Origin of the sequence: Methylosinus sp. RM1 (genome assembly GCF_011378635.1) — a bacterium.
In the GTDB taxonomy this organism is placed as follows: Bacteria; Pseudomonadota; Alphaproteobacteria; order Rhizobiales; family Beijerinckiaceae; genus Methylosinus; species Methylosinus sporium.
Genome location: NZ_WOVC01000027.1, coordinates 1 through 13,527, shown reverse-complemented (window position 1 = coordinate 13,527; position 13,527 = coordinate 1). Strand labels below are relative to the sequence as shown.

The window sequence follows — 13,527 nt, the reverse complement described above, 5'->3', positions numbered from 1 at the left end:
GCCCCGCTCCTCGCTCATGCGGCGAGGGAGCGGGGATTCTCAATAAGGCCCCAGCGGAAAATATTTCAGATAGAGCTCGGCGTAGACGCCCTTCTGGGCGACGCGCGCGAGCGCGTAATCCAGGGCGCGGCGCAGCGCTATATTGTTCTTTTTCACGGCGACGCCGACGCCGTCGCCGAAAAAATTCGGATCGGAATAAGGCCCGTCCTTGAACATGCAGCAATCGGCGGCGTCGGCGCCGTTCAGCCAAAAGGCCAGCGATATGGCGTCGCCGAACATCGCATGGGCGCGGCCCTCCTTCAGCGCCGTGCGCGCCTGCTGCGCGGTGGGATAGGTCGCCAGCGTCGATTTGGGAAAGAATTTGCGCAGATAGGCCTCATGCGCGCTGTCGGCGGCGACCGCTATGGTGCGATCGGCGAGCGCTTCCGGCGCGGCGCCGGGAAGCGTCGAATCCGTGCGCGTCACGAAGCGGCCCGGCGTCGTGTAATAGGGCGCGGTGAAATCCATTTTCTTGCGCGTCTCGGCGGTGATGGCGAAGGAGGCGATGGCGGCGTCGCCGGCGTTCTCGTCGAGCGCTGCGGCCAGCGTGTCCCAGCGGCGGCGCTGAATGGTGCAGGGAAGCTCCAGCTCCTCGCAAATGGCGCGCGCCAGATCGACATTGAAGCCGGCGATCGTTCCGTCCGGCAGAGCGAAATCGAAAGGCGGAAAATCATCCTCGGTGAGAAAGCGGATTTGCTTGATCGCGGAGAGGTCGGGCTTTTCTATTTTGCGCGACGGGTCCCAGAAGGAAGGAGCGGCCGCATTGGTCGTCTCCGCAGCGCGCGACGAAGCGCCCGCTAGTAATAAAATGACGAGCGCCGAGCGAAAGCTTGTCAAAATCGAGCTTCTGCGCCAAGCTTCCGCCACTGTTCTTTTCTCGCAGATCATTCGAGGCCTCGCAGCCGCACGGCGCGGCGGGAGCCCGCGCGTCGCGGAGATTAGCGTATGAGCGTGAATCCGGTCGATAGGGTTTCGCCGTATCCGCCGATTCCGCATCGCGACGACAGCGCCGGATTTGCGCGCCGGCGTGAGGCTGCGAGCGAATCCGCGCTCGCCCGCCAACGCGCGCGCCCAGCGCCGGAGACGCCGACGCCCGGCGCGGGCCGGCCGCTCCCCGCCGAGATCGCCTTTCTCGCCGCACATGGCGCGCCACTGGTTCTGCTGCAATATGGCGCGACCATCGCCCGCCGTCAGGGCGTCACGGCCGATGTCGCGCTGATCGCCGAAGGGCTGATTCCCGAAGAGCGCTTCTATCGCATTCTGGCGACCGAGCTCAGCGTTCCCTATCTCGATCCTCCGCCCGCGCTCGAGCCCTCGGACAGCATCGAGCTGGATGTCGCGCGCGGCTACGCCCGTCTCGCCGAGGAGCCGAGGGGCCTGCGCTTTCTGTTCGCGCCGCGCGGCGAGCAGATATCCCGGCTCGTCGGCGTGACGCGGTCCTCGGCCGGGCGGCCGCTCTTCGCGCTCACGCGCCCCTTCGTGTTCGAGGAGGCGTTGCGCCGCCGCTCGGCGCGCAAGCTCGCCGAGGCCGCCGCCTATTCGGTGGAGCGCGTCACGCCGGAGCTCGCCGCGCGGCGGGCGCTCCACGGCCGCGCGCCGCTCGGCTTCGCGCTCGGCAATCTCGCTCTGATCGCAGCTTGGCTCGCGCCGGCGCCGCCGATCGCCTCGAGCGTCGCGGCGCTGCTCGCTGCGCTGTTCCTCGCCAATATAGGCCTGCGTCTTCATGTCTGCGCGATGCGCGGCCGCGGGCGCGAGACGGCGCCCGCGCTGGAGGAGCGCGATCTCCCAGTCTATTCCATCGTCGTGGCGCTCTATGACGAGGCCGGCGTCGTTCCGCAATTGACCGAGGCGCTCCGCGCGATCGACTATCCGCCCGCCAAGCTCGACGTGAAATTCGTCGTCGAATGCGACGATCTCGAAACCTCCGCGGCCCTGCGCGCCGCGCGTCTGCGGCCGGGCTGGGAGATTATCGTCGCGCCGTCCGGCGCGCCGCGCACCAAGCCGCGCGCGCTCAATGTGGCGGTTCCCTTTTTGCGCGGCTCGCTGGTCGCCATTTTCGACGCCGAGGATCTGCCCGATCGCCGCCAGCTGCGCGACGCCGCCGCGCTTTTCGCCGCGGCCGATGAAAATCTCGCCTGCCTGCAAGCCAGCCTCTTCATCCACAATCATCGGCGCAATTGGATGACGGCCATGTTCTGCATCGATTACGCGGTCTTGTTCGAGGTGATCGACAAGGGCGCCTCGGCGGCCGGCCTGCCGTTTTTTCTCGGCGGCTCCTCCAATCATTTTCGCCTTTCGGCGCTGCGCGCCGTCGGCGCCTGGGACGCATTCAATGTGACGGAGGACGCCGATCTCGGCCTGCGGCTGCTGCGGCGCGGCTATGCGATCCGCACCTTCGCCTCGCGCACGCAGGAGCAGGCGCCGACGCGCTTTTCGGCTCTGTTGACGCAGCGCAGCCGCTGGATGAAAGGCTGGATGCAGACCGCTCTCGTCCATTGCCGCGACCCTTCCGCCTATTTCGCCGACCTCGGCCTCCTGCGCGGAGCGGCGGCGCTGGTCCTGCTGGCAGGCGGCTTCGTCGCGCCGCTCCATGCGCCGATTTTCTTGTTCTTTCTCGCCTATGACGCAGCCTTCGGGGCGCTGCTGGCGCCGTCGACGCTCGGCGACGGTCTCGCCAGCGGCCTTTATTGCGCCGTCGCCTGCGGCGGGCTCGCGGCGAGCGTTCGGCCGCGCCTCGTCGCCATGGGCGAGGCAGACATTCTCTGGCTCTGGCCGGCGCTGTTGCGCTGGCCGCTGTGGGGTCTGATGCTGTCCTTCGCCGCCTGGCGCGCCTTGCGCGAGCTGTGCGTCAGGCCCTTCTATTGGGACAAGACCGAGCATTTTCCGATCGCCGGAGCGCGGAGCCGATGAGACCATGACCAGACGCGCGCGCGCCAAAGACGCTTCGGCCGCGACATTCGACCCGGCCTCGGCGCAGGAGGATTCGTCTTCCACGATCGCCAAACATTCGCTGGTCATCGCCGGCCACAGCACCAGCGTCTCGCTCGAGCGTGTGTTCTGGGAGGCGTTGAAGCGGGCGGCGGAGGAGGACGGCTGCTCGCTCGCCGGCCTCGTCGCGCGCGTGGACGCCGCCCGCGGCCGCGCCAATCTCTCCTCGGCGCTGCGCGTCTACGCAATGGAGCGGGCGCTCGGCCGCGGCTGACGCGCCGGTCAGATCACGACGCCGGCGCCGTCCGCGCGCGGCGAGCGGCGGGAAGCGCCCGCGCGGCCAGTAGAGCGATTGTGGCGGCGGCGTAGAGCAGGGGCTCCGCCGGCCAGGATTTCACGATCAGCAGAAAATGCGCCGCCGCCAATATGGCCGCGACATAGACGAGTCGGTGCAGCCGCGCCCAGGCAGCGGCCCCGAGCCGGCGGATCGCCGCGTTGTTGGACGTCGCGGCCAGAGGGACGAGGATGACGAAAGCCGCCATGCCGATCGTCACATAGGGCCGCTTCAAAATATCGCGGCCTATGGCGGACCAGTCGAAGCCATGGTCGAGCGCGACATAGGCGGAAAGATGCAGCGCCGCATAATAGAAGGCGAGCAGCCCCAGCGCGCGGCGATAGCGCGAGAGATCGACGCCCGCGCGGCGCAGCGGCGAGATCAGCAGGCACAGCAGCAGAAAGCGCAAGGACCAGAGCCCGAGCTCCTGCTCCAGGGCCTTGATCGGCTCCGGCCCCAGCCGGTCCTGAAGGCCGAGATAAAAGGTCCAGGCCGCCGGGACGAGGCCCGCGACATAGACGACGAGCTTTGGGATGCGGAGAGCGGCGCGCATTTAAAAATACCGCTCGAGGTCCATGCCGCTATAGAGCGAGGCGACCTGATCGGCATAGCCATTGTACATCAGCGTCGGCCGCCTTTTGGCGAAGAGTCCGCCCTCGCCGATCCGCCGCTCTGTGGCCTGGCTCCAGCGCGGATGGTCGACATTGGGGTTGACGTTGGAATAGAAGCCGTATTCGCGCGGATTTTGAATGTTCCAGGACGTCTTGGGCTGCGTCTCCACGAGCGAAATGCGCACGATGGATTTGATGCCCTTGAAGCCATATTTCCACGGAACCACCAGCCGCAGCGGCGCGCCATTCTGATTGGGCAGCGTCTCGCCATAGAGGCCGGTGGCGAGAATTGTGAGCGGATGCAGCGCCTCGTCGAGCCGCAGCCCCTCGACATAGGGCCAGGGCAGAAGCTGCAGCAGGCCCTTCTGGCCGGGCATTTCCTCCGGCCGCACCAGAGTCTCGAAGGCCACATATTTGGCGGAGCCCAGAGGTTCTACGCGCTTCAATATCTCCGAGAGGGGCGCGCCGATCCAGGGAATGACCATGGACCAGCCTTCGACGCAGCGCATTCGATAGACGCGTTCCTCGAGCGCGAGCGGTTTTATCAGGTCCTCGAGCCGATAATCCGCGGGCTTTGCGACGAGTCCGTCGATTCGCACCGTCCAGGGCTCGGTGGTCAGCGTATGAGCGTTGTCGGCCGGATCGCTCTTGCGGCCGCCGAACTCGTAGAAATTATTATAGGCCAGCACATCCGCCCGCGGCGTCTTGGGCTCGTTGGTCGAGAAAGCGCTGCGCGCGGCGGCGAGCGGCGCCGCCTGCGCCGCGCCCGCGAAAGCGAGGCCCGCGCCGAAGCCGGCGAGAAACTCGCGCCGCCGCAGATAGAGGGAGCGCGGCGTGATCTCGGATGGGGCGATGTCGGGCGAATGGCGAATCAGCATTTCGCGCCTCGGGCAAAAAGAAAGAGCGGCCGGCCCTATCGGGTCCGCCGCTCCTATTTCGTCGGCCGGCGCGCGAGCGTTACGCCGCGCGCGTCTCGCGTCAGAGCGAGGCCGCGGGCAGCGCCTCGAGCCGCGCAATTCCGGCGCGCACAGCGGACTGCACCTTCTCGAAGGCGCGGACCTCGATTTGCCGCACGCGCTCGCGGGAGACGCCGAACTCCTCCGACAAATCCTCGAGCGTGACGGGATCGTCGGAGAGGCGGCGCGCCTCGAAGATGCGGCGCTCGCGCGGGTTGAGCACGGTCAGCGCGCCACGCAACGCGTCCAGCCGATTGTCGCTCTCCTCCTGATGCATGAGCACATGCTCCTGATCGGTGGAGGAATCGTCGACGAGCCAGTCCTGCCACTCGCCTTCGCCTTCCTCGCGCAGCGGCGCATTGAGCGAGGCGTCGCCGGCCATACGGCGGTTCATCTCGATTACGTCCTGCTTGGAGACGCCGAGGCGGGTGGCGATCGTCTCGACATGCTCGGGCGTCAGATCGCCGTCCTCGAAGGCCGAAATCTTGCTCTTGGCCTTGCGGAGATTGAAGAACAGCTTCTTCTGGCTCGCGGTGGTGCCCATTTTCACGAGCGACCAGGAGCGCAGGATATATTCCTGGATCGAGGCGCGGATCCACCACATGGCGTAGGTGGCCAGCCGAAAGCCGCGGTCCGGCTCGAAGCGCTTGACCGCCTGCATCAGGCCGACATTGCCCTCGGACACGATCTCGCCGATCGGCAGGCCATAGCCGCGATAGCCCATGGCGATCTTGGCGACGAGCCGCAGATGGGAGGTGACGAGCTTTTGCGCGGCTTGCGGGTCCTCGTGCTCGCGCCAGCGCTTTGCGAGCATATATTCTTCCTGCGGCTCCAGCATGGGGAACCGGCGGATCTCGGCGAGGTATCGCGCGAGGCCGCTTTCACCGGAGACGATGGGCAGGGCGTTCGCCATTTTCACCTCCTGACGGGCCCCCGATATGCGGCGAGCCCGTAATGCGCGACCGCGAGCGCCGGCCGCAACGCCTCAATATAGACCGATCCGAGCATGGCCGAAAGATGGCTGTTCGCTAAGCGCCGAATGGCCGTCGGGTTAAATTTCTGTAATGTGCGTAGGGGCGTCGCAAAGGGGGCGTCGCAGATTGCCAACGCTACTTAGCGCGCGGCGGCGCGGCGTCACGCGCAGAGGCGGCGCAGGCGCGGACGATGCGCGAATGCGAATGCGTCTACCTCTTGCGGATGCTAATCTCCACCTATGCTCTGTCGAAACGACCCGAGGTTGCGCTATGCAGAAGAAGGTGACGATCACGATCGACGAAGCGGTTTATGACGGCTTGGTCCGCGTCATTGGACGAAGGAAGATCAGCCGCTTCCTCGAGGATTTGGCGCGACCGCATGTGTTGAGCGACGATCTCGCCGACGCCTATCGCGCGATGGCGGCGGATGCGACGCGCGAGCAGGAGGCGCTGGACTGGAGCGAGGCTCTGATCGCGGACGCGCGCAATGCTGCGCGGTGAGGTTTGGTGGATCGACTTCGACTCCTCGAAAGGGGGCGAGATACGCAAGCGCAGGCCAGCCGTCATCGTCAGCAACGACGCCGCCAACGCCGCCTTGAACCGGGTGCAGGTCGTGCCACTGACCAGCAACACCGGGAGGCTCTATCCGAGCGAAGCCGTGGTCTCCATCGGCGCCAAGCAGAGCAAAGCGATGGCGGATCAATTGACGACCGCAGCGAAGGAACGGTTCAGAGATCGCCTCGGGAAGCTATCGCGAGACGATATGGAGGCCGTCGAGCGAGCGATTAGAGTCCCAGCTCGCTCTCTAAAGTGTTTTCAAGCGAAGCCTGAACCGGCCGGGGCGACACGCCAGAACTCCGCGGCGCCGGGCGGGAGCGTCGCCAGCATGCGATCGAATTCCGCCTCGTCCACGCAGGCGCGCAGAGCGCCGGCGACATCGACGATGGCGCTGTCGGGCGAAAAATTATGGCCGCGCCGCAAGGATCGGACTTCCTCCGTCAGCGCCGCTCGGGACGAGAATGCGCGCGGCGGCTCCTCCACGTCCCAATCGGCGACGAAGATCGCGCGTAGCACCGGAGGAAGCGCGCCCGCGAAGCGAATGGCGTCCGAAATTTCGAGGCGTCGGCGGAATGTCAGCAGAACGCCCTGCGCCGTCGTATAGGCCTGATTGCGCGTCGTCAGCCCTGTGCGTTCGACGACGAGCCGCAGGAAGCGCTCGAACTCCTCTGAGGCGTGCTGATACTCCATCGGAATCGGCATGGCTCGTGGTCTTGTGGTAGCGGGTCAGCTCGCCTCGAGCGCCTTCTGCAGAGCCGTGAGGTCTTCCGGCAATTCGCTCTCGAACATCAGCTCCTCGCGCGTCACCGGATGAGCGAAGCCGAGCGAGGCCGCGTGCAGCGCCTGGCGGCCGAGCGTCTCCACGGCGGCGCGGGCGGCGGGCGCGAGCAGCGCGGTCTTGGTCTTGAAGCCGGCGCCATAGGTCGCGTCGCCGATCAGCGGATGGCCGATATGGGCCATATGCACGCGAATCTGATGCGTGCGGCCGGTCTCGAGCTGGCAGGCCACGAGTGACGCAGGTCCGAAGCGCTCGACCAGCTCCCAATGCGTCACCGCCTCGCGGCCGCGCTCTTCGGGCACGACGGCCATTTTCTCGCGCTGCGTCGAGTGGCGGCCGATGGGCGCCTCGATCACGCCATGGCGACGCTCAGGCGCGCCCCAGACGAAGGCGAGATATTCGCGCACCAGATGCAGCTTGCGGCCGTGATCCTCGAAGAGGCGCGACAGGCCCTTATGCGCGGCGTCGGTCTTGGCGACGACCAGCAGGCCGGAGGTGTCCTTGTCGATGCGATGCACGATGCCGGGCTTTTTGACGCCGCCTATGCCGGATAGGCTCGCGCCGCAATGGGCGAGCAGCGCGTTGACCAGCGTTCCCGTCTCATGGCCATGGGCGGGATGCACCACGAGGCCGGCGGACTTGTCGACGACCAGCAGATGCGCGTCTTCGAACACCACATTCAGCGGAATATTTTCTGGCTGCGGCTCGGCGGGCTCGGGCGGCGGCACGGCGAGGGTGACGGAATCGCCCGCGGCGAGGCGGCGGCTGGCGTCGCGCGCGGCGCCGCCGCCGATCGTCAGCCGCCCGTCCTCGATCAGCGCTTTCAGCCGTGTGCGGGAGAGATGCGCGGCGACGAGCTCCGGCCGCTCGGCGAGGAAGCGATCGAGCCGCGCCCCCGCCGCCTCCGGGGGAACCTCGAAGGAGAACAGAATATCGTCTTCCTCTTCGATCAAAGCGATTTCTGCGGCGCCTTCGCGCATGGATTTCCTTCTCATGCTGTCGGCGTGCTAACCAGCGCGCCTGTCCTCGATTTCGTATCGGAGCCCGACCATCACGCCCGCCCCATCCACGCCGAATTGCGTCATCGTCGGCGGCGGACCGGCCGGTCTCTTCGCCGCGGACCAGCTCGCGCAGCAGGGCGCGAGCGTGACCGTCTATGAGCGCAAGCCGAGCGTCGCCCGCAAATTTCTGATGGCCGGGCGCGGCGGCCTCAATATCACGCATAGCGAGCCGCTCGATAGGCTTATCGCCCGCTATGGCGAAGCCGCAGATCGGCTCGGCCCGATCATCCGCGCCTTTCCGCCGCAACGCTTGCGCGACTATTGCGCCGAACTCGGCGAAGAGACCTTCGTCGGCTCCAGCGGGCGCGTCTTCCCCAAGAGCTTCAAGGCCTCGCCGCTGCTGCGGGCGCTGCTCGGGCGGCTCTCCGTCAATGGCGTGACCATAGAAACGCGCGCGCTCTTCGCGGGCTTTGCGGGGGGCGGCGAATTGCTGATCGAGAATGCGCAGGGCGCGCGGCGCGCCATCGCCGCCGATGCGACGATTTTGGCGCTCGGCGGCGCCTCCTGGCCGCGGCTCGGCGCCGATGGCGGCTGGACCGAAATCCTGCGCGCGAAGGGAATCGAGATCGCGCCGCTCGCGCCGGCCAATTGCGGCGTGACGGTCGAATGGCCGGCGGAATTCCGCGCCGCTTTCGAAGGGACGCCATTGAAGACCATTGCTCTGCGCCATTGCGACGAGCGCGTCTTCGGCGACATTGTGATCACGCGAACGGGCCTCGAAGGCGGCCCGGTCTATGCGCTCGCCTCCGGCCTGCGCCGCGCGATCGCGCGCGACGGCGCCGCGACGCTGCACATCGATCTGCGTCCGAGCGGCGCGGTCGAAGAGATTGCGCAAAAACTGGCGCGCCCGCGCGAAAAGCAATCGCTCGCGACCTTTCTGCGCAAGACGCTGCGGCTGACGAAGCAGGAGATCGCGCTGCTGCGTTTGTCCGGGCCATTGCCGCAGGAGGCCGGAGCGCTCGCCGAGCGCGTGAAAAACCTCCCGCTCGCCATTGTCGGGACGGCTGGCCTCGAGCGCGCGATTTCCACCGCCGGCGGCGTGCGCTTCGCGGCGCTCGACGACGATCTGATGCTGAAAAAGCTTCCCGGCGTCTTCATCGCCGGCGAAATGCTGGATTTCGACGCGCCGACCGGCGGCTATCTGCTTCAGGCGAGCTTTTCGAGCGCTTTCGTCGCGGCTCGCGGCGCCGCGCGGGCGCTCGGCCTCGTCGGCCGGGGCGCGCATTTTTAAAAACGACCATCTGTCGAGCGAGGCCGCCGCAGTCGATTATTCTTCTGAGAGCGCCTGTCGCGACAAAGCGCAGCCTATCGGCAAAACGCGCGATTAAGCCTATTGCGTCTATAGGAATTATAATCTTAAATGCCGAATAAGGTTTCGAATGCGGGAGCTTTCCATGACAGCTGCGGCAGCACAATCGCTTATTCTCGGACGAGAGCCCATCGCGGCGACGCCTAATGTCCGCGCCGCCCAATCTCTCTTGATCCCCAATGGCGACCGTCAGAATTATCCGGTGCGAATCGCCGCCATTCTCGCTTACGCGTTGCTGCTCGGCGCGGCGTTGACCTTCTCCGCGCCGCAGAACGAGCCGACCGTCGAGGAGCCCTTGGAGCTGGTGGTCGTTCCCAGTCCGGCGGTCGATCAGCCGCCGCCCGAAGAGATTCCTCCGCCCGAGGAGCTCGACGATACGCCGCCGCCGCCGCCGGAGGCGATCGAGCCGGTCGCGCCGATCGAGCCGCCCAAGCCGCCGGCCCCCAAGCCCGTTCCCAAAGTGGTGGAGAAAAAGCCGCCGACGCCGCGCCCGACCGCTGCTCCGCGCCAGGAGGCCGCGCCCTCTCAGGGCGTCGCCACCAACGCCAATGCGCAGCAATCCATCGCCGCCAATCAATTCCTCTCCTGTATGCAGCGCTCGGCGCGCAACGCCGCGCCCGACTCCCCCATTCCCAAGCACGGGCGCGTCGCCTATCGCGCCATCTTCGGCGCCAATGGCGCGATGACCGGCTTCAACATCGTCACCTCCTCCGGCAATCCCACGCTCGACGCCATTGCGACGCGGGTCGGCTCGCGGTGCGGATCATTGCCGGCGATCGGACGCGTCTTCGCCGTCAGCGGCGGCGTCGTCTTCTAGCGTTTCCAGCCGAAGCGGGCGCCGGTTCGGCGTTGGAAACGCGTCAAAACAAAAGACTCTAACCAGAACCGCGGCGAGTTTCCCGCCGCATACCGTCTCTCCGCTCGACCAAGGACGAAAACCAAAATGAGTGATCCAGCAATCGGCGCGGCCTCCGCCGCCGTCGCCCACGCCCTCTCGCCGATCGAGCTTTTTTTGCAGGCGGATTCGATCGTCAAGACCGTCATCGTCCTGCTGCTGCTCGCCTCGGCCTGGGGCTGGGCCGTGATCGCCGAAAAGCTCATTCGCCTCACTCTGCTGCATCGCCGCGCCAGCGCGCTCATCGCGAGCGTTCAGAACGATCTTCCGGTGACGGAAGTGGCGCCGGCTTTCGCCGCCGCGCCGGCGAGCGATCCGCTCGCACAGGTCTATAGAGCCGCGGTGGAGGAATATCAGCGCTCCGCCGATCTCGTCGCCTCCGAGGGCCAGCGCGACGCGCTGCAGGAGCGCGTGCATCGCGTCTCCGTGCTGGCCAGCGCCGCCGCGCTCGATCAGCTGCAGCAGCGTCTCCCGGCGCTCGCCACCATCGGCGCCGTCGGGCCTTTCGTCGGCCTGTTCGGCACGGTTTGGGGCATTATGAACTCCTTCCAAGGCATCGCCGCCTCCAACAACACCAGCCTCGCGGTGGTCGCGCCCGGCATTGCGGAGGCGCTGTTCGCCACCGCGCTCGGCCTCGTCGCCGCTATTCCGGCGGTGGTCTTCTACAACCGCATCAGCGGCGACATCGGCGCTTATGGCAAGCGCGTGACCGCCTTCATCGGCGTCTTCGAGGTCGAGCTGTCCCGTCATCTGTCGCGCAAAGGAGAGCGTCATGGCCTTCGCGTTGCGTAAGCACGATTCGGAATTCGATTCTCAGCCGATCGCCGACATCAATGTCACGCCGCTCGTCGATGTGATGCTCGTCCTGCTCATCGTCTTCATGGTCGCCGCGCCGCTGATGACCTCCGGCATTCCGGTCGATCTGCCGAAGGTGCAGGCCAAGCAGCTCAACGATCAGAAGCCGCCGATCGTCGTCAGCGTCGACGCGGGCGGAGGCTTCTTCGTCGACAAGCGCGAGGTCCCGGCGGACGGATTGCTCGCCGCGCTCAGCGAGGGCAGCGACAACAGCAAGGATCGCCGCATCCATGTGCGCGCCGACAAGACCGTGCCTTACGGGCGCGTCGTGGAGGCCATGGGGGCGATCAATTCCGCCGGCTACTCCAAGGTGGCGCTGGTCTCCGAGGCGCCGACGGGCGGAGCGAAATCCGCTTCGGCGCCGTGATGTGAATTCCGTTCGCTCCGCTCGCGGAGATCGGCTTCATACATAACGAGACACTGCCGTCATGGCCGGGACAAGCCCGGCCATGACGTCGCGGGGGCGAGGTTGCTCGCAACTTCGACCTGTTTCGAGCCGCCCCGACTTTTCTAAATCCTCGACATTTCACGCATCCTCGACTTGGCCCGACTACGGGTCGTCGGCGCAACCCCTCCCCAGGCGCGCGGGCGACCCGGCTTTTCGTTGGGGCCTCAAAACGCCGTGCGGCGCTCCAGCGCTGCGGCCAGCGTGCCTTCGTCGAGATAATCCAGCTCGCCGCCGACCGGCACGCCATGGGCGAGGCGCGTCGTCTTCACGCCGAGCGGGGCCAGCAGATCGGCGAGATAATGCGCCGTCGTCTGCCCGTCGACCGTGGCGTTCACGGCGATGATCGCCTCGCGCACGGAGCCTTCGCTCACGCGCTGCATCAGGCGCGCAATGTTGAGCTCATTGGGGCCGACGCCATCCAGAGGCGACAGCACGCCGCCGAGCACATGATAGCGCGCCGCCAGCAGTCCGGCGCGCTCCAGCGCCCAGAGATCGGCCACCGTCTCGACAATGACCAGAATGCCGGCGTCGCGCCGCGTGTCGCGGCAGATGGCGCAGGGATCGCTGGTGTCGATATTACCGCAGGTCGTGCAGGTGAGAATGCGCTCATGCGCGACGCGCATCGCCTCGCCGAGCGGGCCGAGCAATTCCTCGCGCTTGCGCATGAGATGCAGCACGGCCCGCCGCGCCGAACGCGGCCCGAGCCCGGGCAATCGCGCCAGCAATTGCACGAGGCGCTCGATCTCGGGTCCGGCGATGCGTTCGGCCAATGGGGGGAGCCTGGTGAGTGGCGAATTGCGAGTAGCGAATAGCGAATAGCGAGTAGACCTATTCGCTATTCGCTATTCGCTACTCGCTCCGATCAGAACGGCAGCTTCAGCCCCGGCGGCAGCTGCAATCCGCCGGTCACTTCCTTCATCTTCTCGGCGAGCGTCTCCTCCGCCTTGGCGCGCGCCTGCGCATGGGCGGTGACGATCAGATCCTCGAGAATGTCGCTCTCCTCCGGCTTCAAAAGGCTCGGATCGATGGCGAGGCGCTGCAGCGCGCCTTTGGCGGTCATCGTCACTTTCACGAGCCCGCCGCCGGCTTCGCCTTCCACCAGAGTCTGGTCGAGCTGCCCTTGCAGCTCGGCCATCTTCGATTGCATGGCCTGCGCCTGCTTCATCAGTCCCATGAAGTCGAGCATATTTCTCTCCTCGCGCGGCGACGTTTCAGACGTCGTCCGGCTCCTCGTCGTCATAAGCCAATTCGGCGCCGGCCGTCGCGGCCTGCTCCGTCTCCTTGCCGCGCACGGCGACGATCTCCGCGCCGGGAAACCGCGCCAATATGCTCGCCACCAGCGGATCGGCCTCGATCCCGGAGCGCTTCTCGCTCTCGCGGGCCACGGCCTCCTCGCGCAGCGTCGGCTCGCCGCCGGCGGCGGCGAGCGCCACCAGCCAGCGCGTCCCGGTCCAGTCCTGCAGCTTCTGCATCAAGAGCTGCGGAAGCCGCGTCGAGCCGCCCGGCGCCAGCTCGAACTCGATGCGCCCCTGCTCGAAGCGCACGAGGCGAACTTCTGTCTCGAGCGCGATCTTCAATTGTATGTCGCGTTTCTCGCCCGCCAGGGCCACGAGCGCGCGGAAATCGGCGATTTTCACCCCCGCCGCCGGGGAAGGCTCCGCCGCGCGGCGCTGGGCCGGCGCGGCGCTGGTCGCGACCACCGAAGGCGCGGGCGAGAAAGTCGCGGGCTTGGGCGCCGGCGCGAGCGCGACCGGGGGCCGCTCGACGGGCGCCGCCGCGGG

The 13,527-nt window shown here is 66.8% G+C and carries 15 protein-coding genes and 2 pseudogenes; 8 read left to right on the top strand and 9 right to left on the bottom strand.

Features of this window, described 5'->3' with window-relative positions; genetic code table 11:
- Positions 1-39: 39 nt before the first annotated feature.
- Positions 40-927 carry a transporter substrate-binding domain-containing protein gene (locus tag FMZ75_RS16055; RefSeq protein ID WP_108915719.1) on the bottom strand — a complete coding sequence of 296 codons (888 nt, stop codon included), beginning with the start codon at positions 925-927 and terminating at the stop codon, positions 40-42.
- A 57-nt stretch (positions 928-984) separates the two neighbouring features.
- On the opposite strand from FMZ75_RS16055, the gene FMZ75_RS16050 reads away from it, so the two are divergent.
- Positions 985-2,949 (top strand): glycosyltransferase family 2 protein, encoded by a 1,965-nt coding sequence (locus tag FMZ75_RS16050; RefSeq protein ID WP_166144158.1) that lies wholly within the window; start codon positions 985-987, stop codon positions 2,947-2,949.
- A 4-nt stretch (positions 2,950-2,953) separates the two neighbouring features.
- On the top strand, positions 2,954-3,241 hold the full coding sequence (locus FMZ75_RS16045; protein ID WP_166144156.1) for a ribbon-helix-helix domain-containing protein: 288 nt from the start codon (positions 2,954-2,956) through the stop codon (positions 3,239-3,241).
- Between the two features lie 13 nt (positions 3,242-3,254).
- Here the strand turns inward: FMZ75_RS16045 and msrQ are convergent, their stop codons facing one another.
- The 3 genes from msrQ to rpoH form a co-directional block, all read right to left on the bottom strand.
- Complete coding sequence (gene msrQ, locus FMZ75_RS16040) at positions 3,255-3,854, bottom strand: protein-methionine-sulfoxide reductase heme-binding subunit MsrQ (protein ID WP_166144154.1); 600 nt, start codon at positions 3,852-3,854, stop codon at positions 3,255-3,257.
- A complete protein-coding gene (gene msrP, locus FMZ75_RS16035; protein WP_166144152.1) occupies positions 3,855-4,790 on the bottom strand; it encodes a protein-methionine-sulfoxide reductase catalytic subunit MsrP in 936 nt (311 codons plus the stop codon). It lies immediately after the preceding gene.
- 100 nt (positions 4,791-4,890) lie between these two features.
- Complete coding sequence (gene rpoH, locus FMZ75_RS16030; protein WP_166144150.1) at positions 4,891-5,781, bottom strand: RNA polymerase sigma factor RpoH; 891 nt, start codon at positions 5,779-5,781, stop codon at positions 4,891-4,893.
- A 331-nt stretch (positions 5,782-6,112) separates the two neighbouring features.
- Between rpoH and FMZ75_RS16025 the strand changes: the two genes are divergently transcribed.
- Complete coding sequence (locus FMZ75_RS16025) at positions 6,113-6,343, top strand: NAD(P)H-dependent oxidoreductase (protein ID WP_166144149.1); 231 nt, start codon at positions 6,113-6,115, stop codon at positions 6,341-6,343.
- A pseudogene (locus tag FMZ75_RS22195) lies at positions 6,330-6,572 on the top strand (type II toxin-antitoxin system PemK/MazF family toxin); the annotation flags it as partial. The gene FMZ75_RS16025 and the pseudogene FMZ75_RS22195, both read left to right, overlap by 14 nt.
- An 86-nt stretch (positions 6,573-6,658) precedes the next feature.
- Here FMZ75_RS22195 and FMZ75_RS16015 read toward each other — a convergent pair.
- Positions 6,659-7,102 carry a DUF2267 domain-containing protein gene (locus FMZ75_RS16015; protein ID WP_166144148.1) on the bottom strand — a complete coding sequence of 148 codons (444 nt, stop codon included), beginning with the start codon at positions 7,100-7,102 and terminating at the stop codon, positions 6,659-6,661.
- Between the two features lie 24 nt (positions 7,103-7,126).
- Positions 7,127-8,158 (bottom strand): RluA family pseudouridine synthase, encoded by a 1,032-nt coding sequence (locus FMZ75_RS16010; RefSeq protein WP_166144147.1) that lies wholly within the window; start codon positions 8,156-8,158, stop codon positions 7,127-7,129.
- 40 nt (positions 8,159-8,198) lie between these two features.
- On the opposite strand from FMZ75_RS16010, the gene FMZ75_RS16005 reads away from it, so the two are divergent.
- The 4 genes from FMZ75_RS16005 (at position 8,199) to tolR (ending at position 11,665) form a co-directional block, all read left to right on the top strand.
- On the top strand, positions 8,199-9,470 hold the full coding sequence (locus FMZ75_RS16005) for a TIGR03862 family flavoprotein (RefSeq protein WP_207783473.1): 1,272 nt from the start codon (positions 8,199-8,201) through the stop codon (positions 9,468-9,470).
- Positions 9,471-9,633: 163 nt separating this feature from the next.
- Positions 9,634-10,365, top strand: a complete 732-nt coding sequence (locus tag FMZ75_RS16000; protein ID WP_166144146.1) for an energy transducer TonB — start codon at positions 9,634-9,636, stop codon at positions 10,363-10,365.
- A gap of 126 nt (positions 10,366-10,491) precedes the next feature.
- Positions 10,492-11,235, top strand: a complete 744-nt coding sequence (locus FMZ75_RS15995) for a MotA/TolQ/ExbB proton channel family protein (RefSeq protein WP_166144145.1) — start codon at positions 10,492-10,494, stop codon at positions 11,233-11,235.
- Positions 11,216-11,665: a protein TolR gene (tolR, locus tag FMZ75_RS15990; RefSeq protein WP_142861594.1), complete on the top strand. Its 450-nt coding sequence runs from the start codon at positions 11,216-11,218 to the stop codon at positions 11,663-11,665. The genes FMZ75_RS15995 and tolR overlap by 20 nt, the downstream gene beginning before the upstream one ends.
- Positions 11,666-11,910: 245 nt before the next feature.
- Here tolR and recR read toward each other — a convergent pair whose 3' ends face one another.
- From recR to FMZ75_RS15975, 3 genes and pseudogenes are all read right to left on the bottom strand, one after another.
- Positions 11,911-12,516, bottom strand: coding sequence for a recombination mediator RecR (recR, locus tag FMZ75_RS15985; protein ID WP_142861593.1), 606 nt, complete (start codon positions 12,514-12,516; stop codon positions 11,911-11,913).
- Between the two features lie 92 nt (positions 12,517-12,608).
- A complete protein-coding gene (locus FMZ75_RS15980; RefSeq protein WP_142861592.1) occupies positions 12,609-12,932 on the bottom strand; it encodes a YbaB/EbfC family nucleoid-associated protein in 324 nt (107 codons plus the stop codon).
- Positions 12,933-12,957: 25 nt separating this feature from the next.
- Positions 12,958-13,527, bottom strand: a pseudogene (locus FMZ75_RS15975) (DNA polymerase III subunit gamma/tau); the annotation flags it as partial.

Coding starts and splice junctions, on each gene's coding strand:
- FMZ75_RS16015 (WP_166144148.1), bottom strand. CDS start 7,102: ATGCCGATTCCGATGGAGTATCAGCACGCCTCAGAGGAGTTCGAGCGC.
- FMZ75_RS16045 (WP_166144156.1), top strand. CDS start 2,954: ATGACCAGACGCGCGCGCGCCAAAGACGCTTCGGCCGCGACATTCGAC.
- FMZ75_RS16025 (WP_166144149.1), top strand. CDS start 6,113: ATGCAGAAGAAGGTGACGATCACGATCGACGAAGCGGTTTATGACGGC.
- tolR (WP_142861594.1), top strand. CDS start 11,216: ATGGCCTTCGCGTTGCGTAAGCACGATTCGGAATTCGATTCTCAGCCG.
- FMZ75_RS16010 (WP_166144147.1), bottom strand. CDS start 8,158: ATGCGCGAAGGCGCCGCAGAAATCGCTTTGATCGAAGAGGAAGACGAT.
- FMZ75_RS16000 (WP_166144146.1), top strand. CDS start 9,634: ATGACAGCTGCGGCAGCACAATCGCTTATTCTCGGACGAGAGCCCATC.
- FMZ75_RS16050 (WP_166144158.1), top strand. CDS start 985: ATGAGCGTGAATCCGGTCGATAGGGTTTCGCCGTATCCGCCGATTCCG.
- msrQ (WP_166144154.1), bottom strand. CDS start 3,854: ATGCGCGCCGCTCTCCGCATCCCAAAGCTCGTCGTCTATGTCGCGGGC.
- FMZ75_RS15995 (WP_166144145.1), top strand. CDS start 10,492: ATGAGTGATCCAGCAATCGGCGCGGCCTCCGCCGCCGTCGCCCACGCC.
- FMZ75_RS15980 (WP_142861592.1), bottom strand. CDS start 12,932: ATGCTCGACTTCATGGGACTGATGAAGCAGGCGCAGGCCATGCAATCG.
- msrP (WP_166144152.1), bottom strand. CDS start 4,790: ATGCTGATTCGCCATTCGCCCGACATCGCCCCATCCGAGATCACGCCG.
- rpoH (WP_166144150.1), bottom strand. CDS start 5,781: ATGGCGAACGCCCTGCCCATCGTCTCCGGTGAAAGCGGCCTCGCGCGA.
- FMZ75_RS16055 (WP_108915719.1), bottom strand. CDS start 927: ATGATCTGCGAGAAAAGAACAGTGGCGGAAGCTTGGCGCAGAAGCTCG.